This window comes from Streptomyces asoensis, from assembly GCF_016860545.1.
Taxonomy (GTDB): Bacteria; Actinomycetota; Actinomycetes; order Streptomycetales; family Streptomycetaceae; genus Streptomyces; species Streptomyces asoensis.
In genome coordinates, this window is sequence record NZ_BNEB01000005.1 from 215,608 (window position 1) to 233,520 (window position 17,913).

Genomic DNA, 17,913 nt, shown 5'->3' on the forward strand with positions numbered 1-17,913 from the left:
CTGTTCGGTCGCCGACGACTGCTGCTGTGTCCCACCTTCGAAGAATCGAACCGATGCGACAACTTGCATCGTCTCTGCATCGTTTTGCCCGCGCAGCCCACCGTGCGACGTCCGCGGCAGAGCGGTTGCGGTGTCGGCGGGACCGGCCGGCCGTCGCACGGACACCGCTCCGGATCTCTAACTCGGACCCGCCGCTGACCAGCGCATCCGTTCGCCCCCGGCCGCGGGAAGAAGGGGTGAACCACGCGGGCCGCCGGGTCCGCGCCGAGCGAAACGAGGCGCATCCCATGGCGAACCAGGTCTCGTCACGGACCGCACCCGCCTCGCCCGAGGGGCCCGCGTCGGCCGCCGCCACCGCATCGACGGCCGTCCCGGCGTACGAAACCGACGCCGACGCGGACGCCGACGTCAGCGCCGAGCCCGTCGAGGCCGGTGTGACGACGGGCTCCCTGGCCCGCATGCTCGGCGTGTCCCCGACGACGCTCCGTTCCTGGGACCGCCGCTACGGGCTGGGGCCCGCCGTGCGCGCACAGGGTCGTCAGCGGCGCTGGTCCACCCGGGATGTCGCCATGGTGAAGGCGATGTGCCAGCTCACCGCCACCGGAGTGCCGCCCGCGGAGGCCGCCCGGGCCGTCATCGAGCAGGCACGCGGTGATCACGGCGCCGCGCCCTCGGCGAGCGACGCGACCGCTCCCGCCGCAGCCCCGGCCCTCGACCCAGCCCCAGCCTCGGCCCGCAATCCCGCCCCCGGATCCGACGGATCGCCGCCGTCCCCCGCCCGCACAGGCACAGGCACGGGCAGGGGCCCGAGCGCCGGTGCTTCCCGATCCCCGAGCGCGCTGCCGCTCGGCTCCGCCCGTCAGGAGTGCCGTGGCCTGGCGCGCGCAGCCGTCCGTCTGGACTCCCCCGCCGTGCACCAGCAGCTCACGGCCGCCGTGCGCGACCACGGCCTCGTCACGGCGTGGGAGGAGGTCATGGCGCCCACGCTGCGCGCCGTGGGACGCAAGTGGAAGTCCTCGGGCGACCGCTACGTGGAGGTCGAGCACCTTCTGTCGTGGCATGTCTCCACCGTCCTGCGCCACGCCTGCTTCTCCGCGCCGGTGCGCCAGGACCAGGACAGCTCCCCCGTGCTCCTGGCCTGCCTGCCGGGTGAGCAGCACACCCTGCCGCTGGAGGCGCTCAACGCGGCGCTGGCGGAGCAGGGGGTGCCCACGCTGATGCTCAGCGGGGCGGTCCCCGGTGAGGCCCTGGACGGCGCCGTGCGCCGGGTCGGCCCCTGCGCGGTGGCGCTGTGGGCGCAGTCACGGTCCACGGCGAGCCTGCCGCTGGCCCAGCACATCGCGTCGGCCCGCTGGGGGATCCGCGGGGCCCGCGGGCACAGTCCGGTCCTGGTGTGCGGACCGGGCTGGGACCGCGCCGCCTCCCGTGACCTGCTCCGTCCGGCGGGGTTGCGCGACGCCGTACGCATCCTCGTGGCGCTGCACACGTCGTCCCGGCCGTGACCTCCGGCCGCCACCGCCCACCCGGCGCGCACCGGCGGACGCCCGCCCGTCACGCCGGCCGTATGCCCGCCGTGCCCGCCCGTCCTGCCGCTGCCTGACCGTGCGCGGCCGACGTCCGGCCCGTGTCCGGCGGTGCCCTCGCGACCCGGTGGGCGCCGCACCGCGTCACCGCCCGGCCAGGTTCACCCGTTCGCCGGACGTCCCCGTGCATCCGGCCGCGCCGCGGCCGACGAACGCCCTGCACCTACGTCCCGCTGCCCCAAGGTGTGTCCATGACCGCGCTGTTCTTCCGGCCTTCCGCCCCCGGCTCCCCAGGCCCCGGGGAGCTCACTTTCCGGAGCATCGAAGCGTTGACGCCTCCCCCCGCGCCCGCCCCCGCCGAGCGGGCCGACGCCGACGGCCGGGACGGCGGTGGTCGCCCGTGACGGCGCACCACTGGCTCTTCGGCGACCAGCTGGGGCCTCACTTCCTCACGCCCGGCCCGGACGGTCCCGACCACGACGCGCACCTCGTGATGATCGAGGCACGGTCCGTCTTCCGGCGCCGCCGCTTCCATCGCGCCAAGGCCCATCTGCTGCTGAGCGCCATGCGGCACCGGGCCGCCGAACTGGGCGACCGGGTCCGGTACGTCCGGGCGGACACGTACCGGGAGGGTCTGCGCGAGGCGGTCGGCTCCGCACCGGTGACGGTGCACCATCCCACCTCCCGCGCGGCACTGCGGCTCGTGAAGAGCCTGGACGGCGTCCGGGTGCTGCCCGCGCGGGGCTTCCTCGTCCCGCACGAGGACTTCCGGGCGTGGGCCGGCGGCCGCCAGGGCGGGCGGCTGCGCCAGGAGGACTTCTACCGCTGGGTACGCCGCGGCAACGACCTGCTGATGAACGGCGACGAACCCGCGGGCGGCCGCTGGAACCACGACCACGACAACCGTGAACCTCCGCCCAAGGGTGCGCGCACCCTGGACGCGCCTGCGCCCTACCGTCCGCGGGAGAACGACGTCGACGACGAGGTGCGCCACGACCTCGACCGGTGGGAACGCTCGGGCGAGGTCTCTTTCGTGGGACGCGACGGGCCGCGGCTCTTCCCTGCCTCACGCCGTGAGGCCCGCGACGCGCTGCGCCGCTTCGTCTCCCTGCGGCTCGCCGGATTCGGCCCGCACGAGGACGCCATGCTCGCGGACGATCCCGTGCTCAGCCACAGTCTGCTGTCGTCGTCGCTCAACCTCGGTCTCCTCGATCCGCGCGAGTGCGTCGACCTCGCCGAGGAGGCCTGGCGCCGCGGCGACGCGCCTATCAACAGCGTCGAGGGGTTCGTGCGCCAGATCGCGGGCTGGCGCGAGTACGTCTGGCAGCTGTACTGGCACTTCGGTGAGGAGTACCGGCGGCGCAACGCGCTGGGGCACCGGGCGCCGCTGCCCGACTGGTTCCTGGAGCTCGACCCGGAGGCCGTCACGGCACGCTGTCTGTCCACGGTCCTCACCCAGGTGCGCGACAGCGGCTGGACGCACCACATCCCGCGGCTGATGCTGCTGGGAAGTCACGCGCTCCAGCGCGGCTGGGACCCGGCGGCGGTCACCGACTGGTTCCACCGCAGCTTCGTCGACGGCTACGACTGGGTGATGCTCCCGAACGTGCTCGGCATGTCCCAGTACGCCGACGGCGGGCGCATGACCACCAAGCCGTACACCTCGGGCGGCGCCTACGTGAACCGGATGAGCGACTTCTGCCGCCCCTGCGCCTACCGCCCGACCGTGCGCACGGGCGAGGACGCCTGTCCGTACACCGCCGGGTACTGGGCCTTCCTGCATCGCCACCGTGCACGGCTGGAGCACAATCCGCGGATGTCCCAGGCGGTACGGGGTCTGGACCGCCTCGCCGATCTGGACGAACTGCTCGCCCAGGAGCGGCGGCGCGGGGACGGGCCGCCCTGAGCCCGCCGGGCGCGAACCGACGGGTTCGGTGGGTCCGCGGGGCGGCGGCAGCAGGTCGACGTGCATTTGCCCGCGATCGGATACAGCTGGGGTTGCTTGCTCGTTGACTCTTCGGGTAGTGCGTTTGAATGAGCATGGAATCTGCATTGCCCCGGGTTTACTGAAAGTGACTCCTTTGTGACGTACCTCGACGGCGCCGGCAACGATCAGGCGAGGGAGCCGGGCGATGACCCCAGGGCCGTCGCACTGGAGATCGCCGATGCCGTGGAGGGTCTGGCGGACCTGTGGGCGGTGGCCGCTCAGGACGCGCCGCTGCGTTTGTCCCTGCACCAGTTGAGGGCGCTGCGCACTCTGGAGTCGGCACCGGGTCTGAACCTGACGGCTCTGGCCGAGCGTCTGGACATCGGCATGCCCACGGCCAGCCGGCTGTGCGACCGTCTCGAGGCGGCCGGTCTGCTGGAGCGTACGTCCCACCCGCACAACCGCCGCGAGGTGCAGCTGAGTCTCACCACGCACGGCCGGCTGGTGCTGGGCGAGGTGTCGGACCGCAGGGCCAGGGCCCTGGCCGCCGTGCTGGGCGGGATGGATCCCACCGATCTGGCCGCGTTGCGGGGCGGGTTGAGGGCCTTTCACATGGCGCGGCAGCTCCCGTCATCGTGGCCCGGGGACACGGACCCCCGGTGACGGACCCCGACGGGTCGGTGCCGTGGGCCGCCCCGCACGAGCCGTCACGCACGAGCCGTGGAACCCGGGCCGCCCGGCCGAGGCCGTCGTCCCCGGGCGGTCACGCCTCGGAGGTCCGGCCGATCCAGTCCAGGCAGACCACCGCGGCATCGGTGGCGAGTTCGCGGCTGCCGAAGTGTTCCATCAGGCCGGAGACGATGGCGCGCGCGGCCTCGTGCGGGTGCTCGAGCCGTGTGGCGCTGAGCGTCTGGCGCAGAGCTCGCTCCCCGAAGGAGCCGCCGTCGGCGGCGCGCGCGCCGTGCACGCCGCTGCTGACCACGATCAGACGGTCGCCCGGTTCGACGTGGAAGGTCTGCTCCTGGTACGGCGTCTCCTCGAACATGCCGAGGGGGAGCTGCGCTTCGAGTTCGATCTGTTCGAGGGTGTCCCCGCGCTGGCGGTAGAGCTGGGGCGAGCCCGCGTCGACGGCGTGCACGGTGCCGCTGTCCAGGTCGAAGCGCAGCAGGAGGGTCGAGGCGTACATCTTGCCGCCGTACTGCGCGAAGAGGGCCTGGTCGGCGAGACAGGCCTGGTCGGAGAGGCTTATTCCGGCGCGGCGCGCGTTGCGCAGGGCCCCGACCGCGAGGCTGGTGAGCAGGGAGGCGTCTATGCCCTGGCCCATGCCGTCGGTGACGGTGAGGGTGAGGTGGTCGGCGCTGGTGGACCAGTCGAAGTTGTCGCCGCCGATGGTGTACGCGGGCTCCAGGTGGGCGCCGATGACGTACTCCTGGCGGGCGCAGCCGCGGCCGGGCAGCAGCTGCCACTGCATCTCGGCGGCGAGGGTGAGGCGCCGCGTGCGGCGGGCCTGGAGGTACAGGTCGGTGTCGCGGCCCGCGGTGGCCACCTCGTGGGCGAGCGCGGTGGCGAAGTCGGTGAGCCGCAGGACGGTGGCGGGGTCGGTCGCGTCCTCGGGCAGGCGGACGGAGAGGACACCGAGCCGGTCCCCGCGGACGGTCAGGGGCAGATGGACGACGTGGGTGGGAGTCGAGCCGTCGGGCACCTCGACGACCGGGGCCTGGCTCACGAAGGCGCGTCCGACGGGCCCGTCATGGGCGGGGACGGGCTCCCCGGTGTGGGGCAGGTGGGTGACCGGTTGCAGGACGCTCAGCGCGTAGTCGGCGAGCAGCAGGGTCACCTCCTCGGCCCCGACACGGTCGGTCAGGAGGCGGCGTGCGGTGGAGACCAGCTCGTGGGGTGCGGTGGCACGGAGCTGGCTCTCCGCGGACGGCACCGGTTGGGATGCGTTCACGGCGTTCACTCTCTCCCCTCGTCGCCTCCACGGTATCCGTGGTCGGCGCTCCCGGGCTGCGGGATACGAACAGTGGATCGATCGGCCGGCTTCTCGTCCGGGGCGTGCGCCTCCTCGTACCGGCCGTCCGGCGTCGGGCGGTGCGGCGGTGCGGCCCGGGAGCGTCGGTGTGTGCGGCTCATCCGGGTGCCTGCCGGGGCGCGGGCACTCCGCAGACTCGCGCGACGACGGTGACGGTGGTGCCGTGGCCCGGGCGGCTGTCCAGGCTGAACTCCTGCACCAGGCGTCTGGCGCCGCTCAGGCCGAGGCCCAGGCCACCGCCGGAGGTGCAGCCGTCGGTCATCGCACGTTCCAGGTCGTCGATGCCGGGGCCGGTGTCGACGAAGGCCAGTCGCAGACCCGGGGGCTTCTGGTGCAGAGGTGTGAGGTCCACATGCCCACCCCCGCCGTGGACGAGGGTGTTGCGGGCGAGTTCACTGGCCGCGGTGACCAGCTTGGTCTGCTGCACCAGGCCGAAACCCAGGGCGGTCGCCGCCTGCCGGACCCGCTGCCGCACCCAGACGAGGTCCGCGTCCGAGTCGATGGGCAGCCTGGTCGTCCTGGCGGGCTCGGGGGCATCGGTCACGGACCGCCCTCCACGCCCGCGGGTGGTGCGTGCCGCGGGGGCCGGTCCATCGCACGCCCGGCGTCGGCGACCGGAGGAGGGAGGGCTTCGCACGGCAGGCCGGGCGCCGTCCGCGGACCTGCCACTGCGTCGGCTGTGCGGGCCGGAGCGGATGCCATCTTCTCCCTCTGGACAAGGCCCTGTGGCCACCGGGGCGGTAGACGGCCAACCGATAATTGCCGTATGACAAACATTAGCCTTTGGGGTGCGGCTCGAACAACATGTGCCCCCAGGACAGTGCCGGGAGGCCGCCCCCTCTGACCGTCACGGTCGTCCCCGCCAGTCCAGGCAGACCACGAGGGCGTCGTCCCTGGGCTCCACCCGGCCGCGGTGACCCGTCAGCTCCCGCAGGACGGCCCTGGGCACCTCGGCCGCGGGAAGCAGCCGGGTGGACTGGATCGCCCGCGCCAGGGCGGCGTCCCCGTACGACTCCCCTCCGGGGGAGGCGGCGGCGTAGACACCGTCGCTGACGAAGACGAGACGGTCGCCCGGCTCGACCTCGAAGTCCTGCGCGATGTAGTCGGTCTCCTCGAACATGCCCAGCGGCAGCTGTGCCTCGAACGTCACCCGCTCGACCGCTCCTTCGCGCAGCCGCAGGAGCTGCGGGGAGCCGGCGTCCACGACGACGGCACGTCCGGTGGTGAGGTCGAAGTCGAACATCAGCACCGACAGGTAACAGCGGCCCTGGTAGTGGCCGTAGACCGCCTGGTCGGCGAGGGCGGCCTGGTCGGCGAGGGGGACACCGGCCCGCCGCGCGTTGCGCAGGGCGTTGATGGCCAGGTTCGTCAGCAAGGACGCCTCTATGCCCTCGCCCATCCCGTTGGAGACGTACAGCATCAGCCGGTCCGCGGTCGCCGACCAGTCGAAGTTGTCGCCGAAGATCGCGTACGCGGGTTCGAGCTGCGCCCCGAGTTCGTACTCGGGCCGCGCGCAGGCGCGTCCGGGGAGCAGCTGCCACTGCATCTCCGCCGCCAGGGTCAGCCGGTCCTTGCGCCGTGCCTGGAGGTAGAGGTCGGTGTCCCGCTCCGCGACGACCACCTCGTGGCCGAGCACCTCGGCGATGTCCCTGAGTTCGCTCAGACTGTCGCGGACGTGCTGCCCGCCGGTCATGGTCACCGACAGGACTCCGAGCCGGTCCCCGCGCACCGTGACGGGCAGGTGCACGCGCACCGAGCCCTCCGGAAGGCCTTCGAGGTACGGCTCCTGGGCGCCGAAGGCGCGGCCGGCCGGGCTGTCGTGCACCGACACCGGCTCCAGGGTGTGCGGCAGCACGGAGACCGGCTGGAGCACGGTCAGGCTGTAGTCGGCCATGTAGAGCTCGACGGCGTCGGCCGCGTACTCCTCGCAGAGCGCGTGCCGGACCGCGTCGAGCAACTGGTGGGGCGCCGCCGTACGCAGAGCGCGTTCGGCGGTCACGAATCTCTTCACTGCTGTAGATACACCGTCCTTCATCAGATGTCCGCGGGCTCGGTGAGCCGCGGCGAAGCCCGTCGTCCCGCCGCGCGCGGCGGGACCGCTGCCTGGCCGGCCGGGCCGGCTAGTACCCTGGCGGTCGTCCCGCTGCCTGCGAGAGTGTGACCGTGACTTCCTTCCGCCCCCGACCCGAGCCGGCCGAAGCCGCCCGCGTGACGTCCACGGCCGCGGAGCTGCTGGAGGTTCTGTGGGGCCGCGCGACGACGGCGCCGGTGTCGGCGTCCCAGTTGCGCGTGCTGCTCGTGCTCGAACACCACGAGGGAGTCAATCTGCGCACCCTCACCGACGCGCTCTCCTCGACGCCGTCCTCGGCCAGTCGGCTGTGCGACCGCCTCCAGGCGGCGGGTTTCGTCGAGCGCACGGTGAGCCCGGTCGACCGGCGCGAGGTGCGCCTGCACCTCAGCGGCCACGGGCGCGCGTTCCTCGCGGATCTGCGCGCCCGCCGGGAGGGCGTGCTGCAAGCGGTGCTCGAGCAGATGCCCGCCGCCGGGCGAGCCGCGCTGCTCCAGGGGCTCGAAGCGTTCTGCGCCGCCGCGGCGGCGCAGATAAACGACGAGGCCCGGGGCCAGGAGAGCCGCTCCGCCTGACAGGAGAGCCGGTCCGACCGGGCGGCACGCCGTGCGCTCACCCGTGGGCCGGGGTTCGTCGCGGGCGCTCGGCGAACGGAGCGGCCTGCGCCCATCGGAGCATCCCGTTCCTTTCCGCCGCACGTCCGACCTCCACTTTCTTTTCCCACGATCATAGTTGTCAAATGGCAACTGTTCGTCCCTCGACACCACTTCCCCCTCAGAGCCCGGATACCCCCTGACGCGAGGAGTCGCGGCCCTGTGGGCAAAGTCTCGGCCGGGACAGGCCGCCGGCGGACTCCCACCGGGCGCCCGGGCCGCGCGCCGCCACGCACCCTGGACGCGAGGTCCGGGGGCCGGGACCACCGCGTCCGCGTCACCGGGCACGGCGCGCCCGACCAGCGCAACGCCACCGGCCACCGGCAGGACACGGCGGGAATCCGTGACCGGCACGCGCCGCCACGGCGGCAGGGCGGAGCGCCGCGCGCCGCTCCGCCCCCGGCATCGCGGGCCGACGTGCGTCGACCGGGAGTCCATACGACCTATTGTCTGATTTATTAGTGATGATGGCTATTCTTCCGCCGACGGCGAGGCATCGCTCGACCGGGCACCGGTGACACGGTGCAGCGCACGGGTGCTTCGGCGGCGGACGTGTTCCTGCTGCCGCCGGCCGAGCCGGTGCTCTGTCCGACGGCGGTGTGCGGACTGCCGGTGATGGCGGTGGCGCCGTGGCGGCGGGCGCCGACCCGGCGGGAACGCGGGCACATCCTCTCCAGCGCGAGCCGCGTCACCCAGGTCCTGGACCGGGCGCCAACCGCCTGGCACATCCCCGGCCAACCGCGCGTCGTCCCGCTCGGCCGACCAGGACCGGACCCCAACGCAGAGCGGTCTCGCCGCCGCCGACCTGCTGCAACGCCTGCCCGTCGGCGCCCTGGGCTTCGACCTCCAGGGCCGCATCACCTACCTCGACGACGCGGCCGCCCGGCTGCTGGGCCGCGAGGCCGAACGCCTCCTGGGCACCCTGCCGTGGCAGTCCGTACCCTGGCCGGACGACCCCGTGCACGAGGACCACTATCGCACCGCGGTCTTCACCCGCGAGCCCGTCGCCTACACCGCGCTGCGTCCGCCCGACCAGTGGCTCGACGTCCGGCTCCACCCGGACGACAGCGGCATCAGCGCCCTGGTCTCCCCGCATCCGGAACCCGGGCCGGCCGGCACACCTCCGCCCCGCGTCACCGCCGTCGAGGGCACCCCACCGCCACATCGATCTCGCCGGACGCCGTCTGCACCTGGCCGGCGCGGGACACCCGCCCCCGCTGCTGCGCAGCCCGGTCCCGCCCCGCACACCAGGGCGCCGGACGTGGAGCCGGGACCGCTGCCCGGGATCGGCATCGGGACGGGCACCGAGGCGGACTACCCGGTGACCACCGTCCCGTTCCCGGCGGGATCACTCCTCGCGCTCCACACCGACGGCCCGGTGGAGAATCCCGACAGCGACATCACCGACTCCATCGCGGCCCTCGCCCGCCACCTCACCGGCCACGGCGACCGCTCCCTCGACCACCTCGCCGAGAGCCTCCTGCACCACACCGGCCTGCGCCGCTCCCGCACCGACGACACCGCCCTGCTCCTGCTGCGCAGCCGCTGGGCCGGCTCGGCAGGATCGGGCCGGCCACCTCGCCGTGCGCAAGCCGCTCAGTCCAGGCAGAACTCGTTGCCCTCGACGTCCTGCATCACCAGGCACGACTCGTTGTCCTCGTCGGCCAGCAGCAGCCGCACGCGGACCCCGCCGAGGGCGACGAGGCGGGCGCACTCGGCCTCGAGGGTCGCCACACGCTCCTCACCGACGAGCCCGGTGCCGGCCCGCACGTCGAGATGCACCCGGTTCTTGACGACCTTGCCCTCGGGAACGCGCTGGAAATAGAGCCGCGGGCCGACACCCGTGGGGTCACTGCACGAGAACCAGGCGTCCCGGTCCTCCGCCGGCAACGAGAGGTTGTACTCGTCCCAGGTGCCGAACCCCTTCGGCGGCGAGGGCGCGACGTACCCCAGCACCTCGCACCAGAAGCGGGCGACGCGCTCGGGTTGCGCGCAGTCGAAGGTGACCTGGAACTTCTTGATCGTTGCCATCGGACCACCGTAGCAGGGCGCCCTTCCCGGCCAATTCCCGCTGAGGAAAGGGGTGATGACGTCCCCGCGGCCTTCGCGGGCCGGGTGTGTGATGGTCCCCGCGACCGCCACGGCACCGGCTTCCCCGAAGCCCCCCGGGTGTTCAGCGCGGGGGCCGCCCGACGCTGATGTAGCCGTAGGCGAAGCCCTCTTCAGGGCCCGGGGCGCGGGTCCACGAGCGGGTGGTGAAGGTGCGCAGTCTGCCTTCCGTCAGGGCGAAGCGGGGCAGGGAGAGGCCGAGTTCGGTGTGCAGGGCCTCCAGGGCACGCCGTGCGCGGTCCTGTTCCCCGTCGGCTTCGGCAGCGGCCGCGGTGTCCGGTCCGGCGCCGGGTCGCGCGTCCGCTCCGGGGTCCCGCGCAGGGAACAGACGGGCCGGGTCCAGGGCCTCGGGTATCGCGCCGGAACGCCGGATCTCGTCGCCCCGCACGGTGAACGCCCAGAGCTCCTCTCCCTGTTCGGCCACCGACACATGGAACGCGGCCGGCCGGTCGCCGGGGAACGAGCGCCTCGGATCGCACCACACCACCACCGCACGGCCGGCCGAGGAGGCGGCCGCGGCCGGGGACGAGAACAGCCCGCTCAGGTGGAAGGCCCCGCCGTCGAAGGCGAACGCCCATCCTCGGGACGTGCGGCCCACGGCGACCACCGCCCGGTCCTCCCACAGTTCCACGCCCTCCCGCTCATGGGGCCTGGGCGCGCGCCGGGCGGCCGCACGCGGGTCCGTGGGCGCGCTCAGTGCGGCGCCCTCCTCACCGATCAGCGCGGGCAGCCGGGCGGGGTCCGCTCCCTGGACCCAGACACAGCGGAACCCGTCGTGCGGCTGCCGGCCCACGGCAGGCTCCGTCAGCCAGGCGAGGCCCGGCGGGTCGAGGTCGGGCACCGGCTCCGGAGCGGGTCCCGTCGCTCCGGCCCGCGGGGTCGCGAGGATCTCCCGGCCGCGCTCCGGGGTGACGAGCGGGCCCAGGAGCGGATCCGCGAGCAGGCCGACCGGAGCGATCAGCAAGGGCCCCGGCGGCTCCCACAGCGCCAGCGCGTCGCGCAGCACCCGCCAGGCCAGGTCGGTCTCCCCCCACAGGGCCGCCTGCCGGGCCTCGGCGACGGCCCGGCCCCACGGACCGGGCGGGGCGTAGTGATGAGTGCCGTCGCGCAGGGCGCCGAGGACGGTCTCGGCCACCTCCGGGGCGACCCCCCGGGCGACCGTCATCCCGAGCCAGTGGTCGTCCCCGCCCAGGCGCCACTCACCGCGTGCAGGTGTCATGGCCAGTACGGGCAGCAGGTCGGACAGGTACTGCGGATCCGCCACCAGCATGCCGTAGTCGCGGGGGCTTCGCGGATCCAGCAGATGCCGGATCTGGTTCAGCAGAACGGCGCTGTGCGGCCGTCCGAAGGCCATCGCCTCCTCCAGCAGGGCACGCGCCCGCTCGTGCCGTCCGCGCAGGGCCAGCACACGGGCCTCCTGCACCCGGGCGTCCTGGGTGCGCGTGGTCGCGTTGACGAAGCCCGGCCCGGCCGCGCGGTCGGCGTGGAAGGAGCGGTACATCGCCTCCATGTACGCGCGGAAGGAGGGATACCGGTCGGGGTACTCGCCGCTCCACCCCTGGTAGACGTAGAGCGCCCATTCGCCGTCCTGGTCGCGGTCGCCCGGGTCGAGCAGGGCGTGGGACATGTCGGAGTCCGTCTCCAGCCGCAGGGCCCGCCGCCACATCCCGGCCAGCAGTGCCTGCGCGGGGTGCGGGTCGTCGCCCAGGCTCTCCTCGTACAGCGAGGTCATGTCGTACGGGTCCTGGAACCAGCCGATGTCGGCGGCCCCGCCGAGCCGGTAGATCCCGGCCGCCTGATCCACCTGCCACCCGTCGCTGGCCGTCAGGAACTGCCGGTAGGAGGGCGGCAGCCGCCGCCCGAGCCGCTCCTCGGCCGCGACGACGGCGGACTCCGGCGCCCCGGGCCCGCCCAGCGGGACGGCGGCCCGGCTCGCCTCGTCGTCACCGCCCGCGTCCGCGGCCTCGTCCGCATCCGGAACCCACTCCTCCTGCCAACGGCGCAGGAAGTCATGCCAGTCGAAGGACTCGTCACTCATGGCCGGATGGTCCCATCCCGCACTGACAGCGACGGCCGGGCGGCCGGTGCGCCGGACACGGCCGGGAGACGGCCCGGCACGCACGGCCCGCCGGACCATGCCACCGGCCGCCGCCCCGCCCGCCTCGCCCGTCTGTCCGTCTGCCTGCCGCGCGGATCGACCGCTACGGCCCGACGGGCGGCCGACGCTTGTGGTCGGTGAGCCGGTAGCGGCCGACGATCGTGCCGAAGACGCTGTCGGCGACCGCCTCGCCCTCCAGGAAGTCGTCGATGTCGTCGTAGCTCACCCCGAGCGCCTCCTCGTCGCTCTTTCCCGGCGCGAGGGTCTCCAGGTCGGCCGTGGGGACCTTGCGCACCAGCCCGTCGGGCGCCCCGAGCGCGTCGGCGACGGCCCGCACCCGGCGCTTGGTCAGACCGGCCAGCGGGACGAGGTCCGCCGCACCGTCGCCGAACTTGGTGAAGAAGCCCGAGACCGCTTCCGCTGCGTGATCGGTGCCGACGACCAGCCCCTGGTGCCCTCCGGCCACGGCGTACTGGGCGATCATGCGCTGACGTGCCTTGATGTTGCCGAGCACGAAGTCCTGGTGGTGGACGTCACGGAAGATCACGTCGGCACCCAGCACGGCGTCGCTCGCGGGCTTGATGTCCACGGTCAGCACCCGGCCGGCCCGGATGAAGGAGAGCGCGAGCCGGGCGTCGTGCTCGTCGGCCTGGACGCCGTAGGGCAGGCGCATCGCGTAGAACCGTGCCTCGTGCCCGGCGTCGCGGGCCCGTTCGACCGCGAGCTGGGACAGACGGCCGGCGGTGGTGGAGTCGACCCCGCCGCTGATGCCCAGCACCAGGGCGGACAGCCCGGTGGAGGTCAGCCGTTCGGCGAGGAAGGCCACCCGGCGCTCGATCTCCGCCGCGGCGTCGAAGGTCTCGGCGACCCCGAGTTCCCGGGCGATCTCCTGCTGAAGGGTGAGGGAGGCCGCCTCGTTCACATCTGCTCCTTGCTCCGGTCCACGTCGTGCCGGCGCCCCACCTCGCAGGACGGGCCCCTGGATCAGTGTCGGGCAGCCCCGGCCGTCCGGCGCCGGGGGCGCGCAGGAAGGAGTTTCCCCGATCGCGGCCGGCATGCGTTTCCGGCGCCGCGCGCCCTCCGGTTGCGGCCGCGCGCGTTCCCGTCCCGGCACCGAGCGCTCCCGGTATTGGCGCCGACCGAGCCCCGAGCCCGGCCGGCCCCCCGGCGAGTGACGGCCGGATTCGTCCTGCCTGGTCACCGTAGGGCTGCGGCCTCGTAACAGGTCGATCCGTGCATGACAAAGGTATGGATTCCCGTCACGTGGCCTGATCTGATGCCGACACGCACACGACATCCCTGGGGGGACGAGAGATATGCACTGGTATGTGGACGTACTGAAGAAGTACGCGGTGTTCGGCGGACGTGCCCGTCGGCAGGAATACTGGATGTTCACCCTGTTCAGCGTCATCATCAGCATCGTGATCGCGATCATCGACGCCGCGATCGGGTCCAGCATCCTGGGCATCGTCTACACCCTCGCCGTCCTGCTCCCCTCGCTGGGGGTCGCCGTCCGGCGCCTGCACGACACGGACCGGTCCGGCTGGTGGATCCTCATCGGCCTCATCCCGCTGGTCGGCGCGATCATCCTGATCGTGTTCCTCGCCACCGAGGGCAAGCAGGAGCCGAACCAGTACGGCCCGAACCCGAAGCTGGCGCCCGCCTACTGACGTCACACGGACGCCACGCGGCACCGAAGGCCCGTCGGAACCCTCCGACGGGCCTTTTCCCTGTTCCCTTCCCTGTTCCCTTCCCTGTTCCCAGCCCGCGCGTCCCCGCACGTCCGGCGCCCCTCACGGGCCGGCCGCGGGGATGCCGGCCGGGCTCCGTTCGAGTGATCTGACTCACGTCATGTCACAGCTGCCGCCGGCGCGGTGTCTTGAGGCCGAACACCTTGCAACAGAGGAGGCACCATGACTGGGAACACGCGTGTGGTCGTGATCGGCGGCGGTTACGCGGGCGTGATGGCCGCGAACCGGCTGACAGGGCGCGACGACGTGACCGTGACGCTGGTCAACCCGCGCTCCGACTTCGTCCACCGGGTCCGCCTGCACCAGCTGGTGGGCGGGTCCGACGACGCGGTCGTCGCCTACCGGGACGTCCTGGCCGAGCGCGTCCGGCTGGTGGTCGACACCGCGACCCGGATCGACGCGGCCGGGCGCAGCGTGACCCTGGCGGCCGACGGCACGCTCGACTACGACTACCTGGTCTACGCCGCGGGCAGCGGGAGCGCCGGACCGAGCGTGCCGGGAGCCGCCGAGTTCGCCTACCCGATCTCCACGCTGGAGGAGGCCCGGCGGCTGCGTCCGGCCCTCGAAGCCGCCGCCGCGACCGCCCCCGTGACCGTGGTGGGCGCCGGTCCCACCGGCATCGAGACCGCCGCCGAGCTTGCGGAGCAGGGCCGCCGGGTGACCCTGGCCTGCGGTGGCGTGCTCGGACCGTACCTGCACACCCGGGGCCGCCGCTCGGTCGCCAAGCGGCTCGCCGCGCTCGGTGTGACGGTCCTCGACGGCTCCGGCTCGCAGGTGACGGCGGTGACCCGGGACACCGTGCGCCTCGCCGACGGCCGCGAGCTGCCGAGCGAGGTCACCGTCTGGACCGCCGGGTTCGGTGTTCCGGACCTGGCCGCCCGCAGTGGTCTGAGCACCGACAGCCTGGGGCGCCTGCTCACGGACGAGACGCTGACCAGCGTCGACGACGCCCGCATCGTGGCGGCCGGCGACTCCGCCGCACCCTCGGGCCTGCCCCTGCGGATGAGCTGCCTCAACGCCATGCCTCTGGGCGCGCGGGCCGCGGACACCGTGCTCGGCCGGCTCGCGGGCGAGCAGCCGGACGGCATCCACCAGTCCTTCTACGCCCAGTGCGTCAGCCTGGGCCGCGGCGCGGGCATCTACCAGTTCGCCAACCGGTCCGACGTCGCGGTGTGGCTGCACATCGACGACAGCCTCGGCGCCAAGGTCAAGGAACTGATCTGCAAGAGCATCCCGAAACATCTGTCCGACGAGGCGCGCAAGCCCGGTTCGTTCCGCCTGCACCGCATTCCGGGAGGTGCCGCCAAGCGCCGGCAGCTGCTGCGCGCCCACCGCGCCGAGGCACCGGCGCCCGCGGGCAAGGTGGTCTGACCGGCGCGTGCTGGGAGGATCTTCCGAGGACGCACGCGAGGGCGGCCGGCCGCCCCAGCCGGCCGCGATGGATCAGGAGAACGGAAGAACGATGAACGACGACGCCATCGACCCGGCGACCGAGGCGTTCCTCGCCCACCGCAACCTGCTCTTCACCGTCGCCTACGAGGTGCTCGGCTCGGCGGCCGACGCCGAGGACGTCCTCCAGGAAACCTGGCTCAGATGGGTGGAGGCCGACCAGGAACAGGTGCGCGACCAGCGCGCCTACCTGGTCCGGATCACCACCCGCCAGGCCCTCAACCGGCTGCGCACCGTGAAACGGCGCCGTGAGGCGTACGTCGGCCCCTGGCTGCCCGAGCCCCTGCTCACCACACCGGACGTCGCCGAGGACGTCGAACTCGCCGAGAGCGTCTCGATGGCGCTCATGCTCGTGCTGGAGACGCTCTCACCGATCGAGCGCGCCGTCTTCGTGCTGCGCGAGGTCTTCGACGTCGGTTACGACGAGATCGCCCATGCCGTCGACAAGAGCGCGGTGGCCGTCCGCCAGATCGCGCACCGCGCCCGCCAGCACGTCGACTCCCGCCGCCCCCGCCGGGTCGTCTCCGCGAACAAGGGTCAGGCGGCTCTGGAGTCGCTGCACCGCGCGATCGAGACCGGGGACCCGCAGGCGCTCCTCGAGGTGCTCGCGCCGGAGGTCGTCCTGGTGAGCGACGGCGGCGGCATCAAGCACGCCGCGCTGCGGCCGGTCACCGGCGCCGACAAGGTGGCCCGCATGTTCGTGGGGAGCATCGGCAAGCTCAAGGGCGTGCTCACGGCCGAGCCGACCGCGATAAACGGCAACCCGGCGCTCCTGGTCCGGCTGAACGGCGAGATCGACGGCGTCATGGCGATCCGGGAGGAGGACGGACAGATCACCGGGCTCTACTACGTCCGCAACCCGGACAAGCTGTCGCACGTCGCGTCCACGACCGCCCTCACCCTGCACTGACCTGTACGGACCCGCGCAGGGCGGGGTGGCCGGGGCCGAGCTCCGGCACCGCTTCCCCGCCCGCGCGTCACCGCCCGCGCGTCACCGCCAGCGCGTCACCGCCAGCGCGTCACCGCCCGCGTGTTGTCGTCCGCACCCGCTTCGGGCGGTCGCGGTCAGGAGCCGACGATCCGGCGCACGTTCTCCACGGAGCCGCAGTCCGTCCCGAGCTGACGCTCACGCTCGGCGAGGAACTCGTCACCCAGTTCCTCGCGGCGCTCCATGGCCACGTTCTCGCGGGCGCCGTTGAGGATCGTGCGCTCCTCCTCGTCGGCGTGATGGGTGACCGCCTCGACGAGCTCTTCCAGCTTGGAGTCCCATTCGTCGGAGCCGACCTCGTCGACCTCCAGGAGTGCGAGGAGCGCCTTGTTGCCCTCCTCGTGCTCCTCCTCGCCGTGTTCGACCTCGTCGTCGTCGATCTTCTTGTAGCGCTTGAGGGCCGGGTACACCTTCGCCTCCTCCGCGTGCGCGTGCGCGATCAGCAGATCGGCGAACTCGCGCAGTGCCTGAGCGCGGTCGGCTTCGACACTGCGCATCAGCCGGAAGAGATCCTCCATCCTGCGGTGGTCGCGGAGGATCAGCTCGACGACGTCCCTGGTCGCTGTCTCGGTCGGGGCTTCGGTCCTGGTGTTGGTCTCGGCCATGGGAAAGGACACCACTTCCTTGCGGGGAACCTTGCCGGATCCGACTACCCCCGCTCCGCGCGTTCAGTGGCCCCCTCACCCGTCCGGCCGCCGCTCCCGTCCCTCGGCCCGGTGTGGGCGGGACCTCCCCATGAACGCAGCGAGCGCGGGTACGCGAATCCAAGCGACAACGACAACCCGCGATGAACAACGAGGAACGACCCACGGGAAGAGTTCTATGGTCACCCCGCTCAAGAACCGGGCATCGGACGAAGGGCAGCCCGCGGCGCCGCTGCGGTACCGGACCACCTGGGAGACGGCAGACGCGTCGATCGGCCGGGCGCGAACGGCCGTACGCACCCTGCTCGCCGAGGCGGGCCACTCCCCGGAGCACCGGCCCAGCCAGGACGCCCAGCTCGTCGTCAGTGAACTGGTCACGAACGCGTTGCGCCACGCCCCGGGCCCGGGCGCCCTGGCGCTGGAAGTGCACCCCGACGCGACCCTGCTGCGCATCGCCGTCAGCGACAGCTCGCCGCGCCCACCGCGCCTGCGGGCCCACGACGCACGGCGCGTCGGCGGCCACGGTCTGCACCTGGTCACCCGGCTGTGCGACCGGCTGGACACCACCGCCCACGGCACAGGCAAGCAGGTCGTCGCCCACCTGCCTCTGCACGGCGGCGAGCGCTAGCGGACCCCTCGCCCGGCCGGTCTCTCTCCCCCCCCCGGCGGCC

General features: G+C 73.1%; 15 protein-coding genes and 1 pseudogene. 9 read left to right on the forward strand and 7 right to left on the reverse strand.

What is annotated here, in order from left to right:
* The first annotated feature begins 287 nt into the window (after positions 1-287).
* The 3 genes from Saso_RS24330 (at position 288) to Saso_RS24340 (ending at position 4,113) form a co-directional block, all read left to right on the forward strand.
* Entirely contained in the window at positions 288-1,502 is a 1,215-nt protein-coding gene (locus tag Saso_RS24330; protein WP_189921705.1) for a MerR family transcriptional regulator, read from the forward strand.
* A gap of 421 nt (positions 1,503-1,923) precedes the next feature.
* Positions 1,924-3,429, forward strand: coding sequence for a cryptochrome/photolyase family protein (locus tag Saso_RS24335; protein WP_189921703.1), 1,506 nt, complete (start codon positions 1,924-1,926; stop codon positions 3,427-3,429).
* Between the two features lie 177 nt (positions 3,430-3,606).
* On the forward strand, positions 3,607-4,113 hold the full coding sequence (locus Saso_RS24340; RefSeq protein WP_189921701.1) for a MarR family winged helix-turn-helix transcriptional regulator: 507 nt from the start codon (positions 3,607-3,609) through the stop codon (positions 4,111-4,113).
* Positions 4,114-4,213: 100 nt separating this feature from the next.
* On the opposite strand, the gene Saso_RS24345 is transcribed toward Saso_RS24340, so the two are convergent.
* The 3 genes from Saso_RS24345 to Saso_RS24355 all read right to left on the reverse strand — a co-directional run bounded on the left by Saso_RS24345 (position 4,214) and on the right by Saso_RS24355 (position 7,517).
* Positions 4,214-5,410, reverse strand: a complete 1,197-nt coding sequence (locus tag Saso_RS24345) for a PP2C family protein-serine/threonine phosphatase (RefSeq protein WP_189921699.1) — start codon at positions 5,408-5,410, stop codon at positions 4,214-4,216.
* A gap of 169 nt (positions 5,411-5,579) precedes the next feature.
* Positions 5,580-6,026: an ATP-binding protein gene (locus Saso_RS24350; protein WP_189921697.1), complete on the reverse strand. Its 447-nt coding sequence runs from the start codon at positions 6,024-6,026 to the stop codon at positions 5,580-5,582.
* Positions 6,027-6,329: 303 nt separating this feature from the next.
* A complete protein-coding gene (locus Saso_RS24355; RefSeq protein WP_189921695.1) occupies positions 6,330-7,517 on the reverse strand; it encodes a PP2C family protein-serine/threonine phosphatase in 1,188 nt (395 codons plus the stop codon).
* Between the two features lie 122 nt (positions 7,518-7,639).
* On the opposite strand from Saso_RS24355, the gene Saso_RS24360 reads away from it, so the two are divergent.
* On the forward strand, positions 7,640-8,125 hold the full coding sequence (locus Saso_RS24360) for a MarR family winged helix-turn-helix transcriptional regulator (protein WP_189921693.1): 486 nt from the start codon (positions 7,640-7,642) through the stop codon (positions 8,123-8,125).
* A 934-nt stretch (positions 8,126-9,059) separates the two neighbouring features.
* A pseudogene (locus Saso_RS38405) lies at positions 9,060-9,683 on the forward strand (SpoIIE family protein phosphatase); the annotation flags it as partial.
* 116 nt (positions 9,684-9,799) lie between these two features.
* On the opposite strand, the gene Saso_RS24370 reads toward Saso_RS38405, so the two are convergent.
* From Saso_RS24370 to nadE, 3 genes are all read right to left on the reverse strand, one after another.
* On the reverse strand, positions 9,800-10,234 hold the full coding sequence (locus Saso_RS24370; protein WP_189921691.1) for a VOC family protein: 435 nt from the start codon (positions 10,232-10,234) through the stop codon (positions 9,800-9,802).
* Between the two features lie 142 nt (positions 10,235-10,376).
* Complete coding sequence (locus tag Saso_RS24375) at positions 10,377-12,350, reverse strand: SMI1/KNR4 family protein (protein WP_189921689.1); 1,974 nt, start codon at positions 12,348-12,350, stop codon at positions 10,377-10,379.
* A 163-nt stretch (positions 12,351-12,513) separates the two neighbouring features.
* Entirely contained in the window at positions 12,514-13,332 is an 819-nt protein-coding gene (gene nadE / locus Saso_RS24380) for an ammonia-dependent NAD(+) synthetase (protein WP_229901255.1), read from the reverse strand.
* A 394-nt stretch (positions 13,333-13,726) separates the two neighbouring features.
* On the opposite strand from nadE, the gene Saso_RS24385 reads away from it, so the two are divergent.
* The 3 genes from Saso_RS24385 (at position 13,727) to Saso_RS24395 (ending at position 16,520) form a co-directional block, all read left to right on the forward strand.
* Positions 13,727-14,080, forward strand: coding sequence for a DUF805 domain-containing protein (locus Saso_RS24385; RefSeq protein WP_189921685.1), 354 nt, complete (start codon positions 13,727-13,729; stop codon positions 14,078-14,080).
* A 243-nt stretch (positions 14,081-14,323) separates the two neighbouring features.
* A complete protein-coding gene (locus Saso_RS24390) occupies positions 14,324-15,532 on the forward strand; it encodes an NAD(P)/FAD-dependent oxidoreductase (RefSeq protein WP_189921683.1) in 1,209 nt (402 codons plus the stop codon).
* 91 nt (positions 15,533-15,623) lie between these two features.
* Positions 15,624-16,520: an RNA polymerase sigma-70 factor gene (locus tag Saso_RS24395; RefSeq protein ID WP_189921681.1), complete on the forward strand. Its 897-nt coding sequence runs from the start codon at positions 15,624-15,626 to the stop codon at positions 16,518-16,520.
* Positions 16,521-16,675: 155 nt separating this feature from the next.
* Here the strand turns inward: Saso_RS24395 and Saso_RS24400 are convergent, their stop codons facing one another.
* Positions 16,676-17,203, reverse strand: a complete 528-nt coding sequence (locus Saso_RS24400; RefSeq protein ID WP_189921680.1) for a hemerythrin domain-containing protein — start codon at positions 17,201-17,203, stop codon at positions 16,676-16,678.
* Positions 17,204-17,420: 217 nt separating this feature from the next.
* Between Saso_RS24400 and Saso_RS24405 the strand changes: the two genes are divergently transcribed.
* On the forward strand, positions 17,421-17,870 hold the full coding sequence (locus tag Saso_RS24405; protein ID WP_189921678.1) for an ATP-binding protein: 450 nt from the start codon (positions 17,421-17,423) through the stop codon (positions 17,868-17,870).
* Positions 17,871-17,913 lie beyond the last annotated feature (43 nt).

Excerpts from the sequence above, each read along its gene's own strand:
- Saso_RS24330 (WP_189921705.1), top strand. The coding sequence starts at position 288 with ATGGCGAACCAGGTCTCGTCACGGACCGCACCCGCCTCGCCCGAGGGG.
- Saso_RS24355 (WP_189921695.1), bottom strand. The coding sequence starts at position 7,517 with ATGAAGGACGGTGTATCTACAGCAGTGAAGAGATTCGTGACCGCCGAA.
- Saso_RS24370 (WP_189921691.1), bottom strand. The coding sequence starts at position 10,234 with ATGGCAACGATCAAGAAGTTCCAGGTCACCTTCGACTGCGCGCAACCC.
- Saso_RS24375 (WP_189921689.1), bottom strand. The coding sequence starts at position 12,350 with ATGAGTGACGAGTCCTTCGACTGGCATGACTTCCTGCGCCGTTGGCAG.
- Saso_RS24385 (WP_189921685.1), top strand. The coding sequence starts at position 13,727 with ATGCACTGGTATGTGGACGTACTGAAGAAGTACGCGGTGTTCGGCGGA.
- Saso_RS24390 (WP_189921683.1), top strand. The coding sequence starts at position 14,324 with ATGACTGGGAACACGCGTGTGGTCGTGATCGGCGGCGGTTACGCGGGC.
- Saso_RS24395 (WP_189921681.1), top strand. The coding sequence starts at position 15,624 with ATGAACGACGACGCCATCGACCCGGCGACCGAGGCGTTCCTCGCCCAC.
- Saso_RS24400 (WP_189921680.1), bottom strand. The coding sequence starts at position 17,203 with ATGGCCGAGACCAACACCAGGACCGAAGCCCCGACCGAGACAGCGACC.
- Saso_RS24405 (WP_189921678.1), top strand. The coding sequence starts at position 17,421 with ATGGTCACCCCGCTCAAGAACCGGGCATCGGACGAAGGGCAGCCCGCG.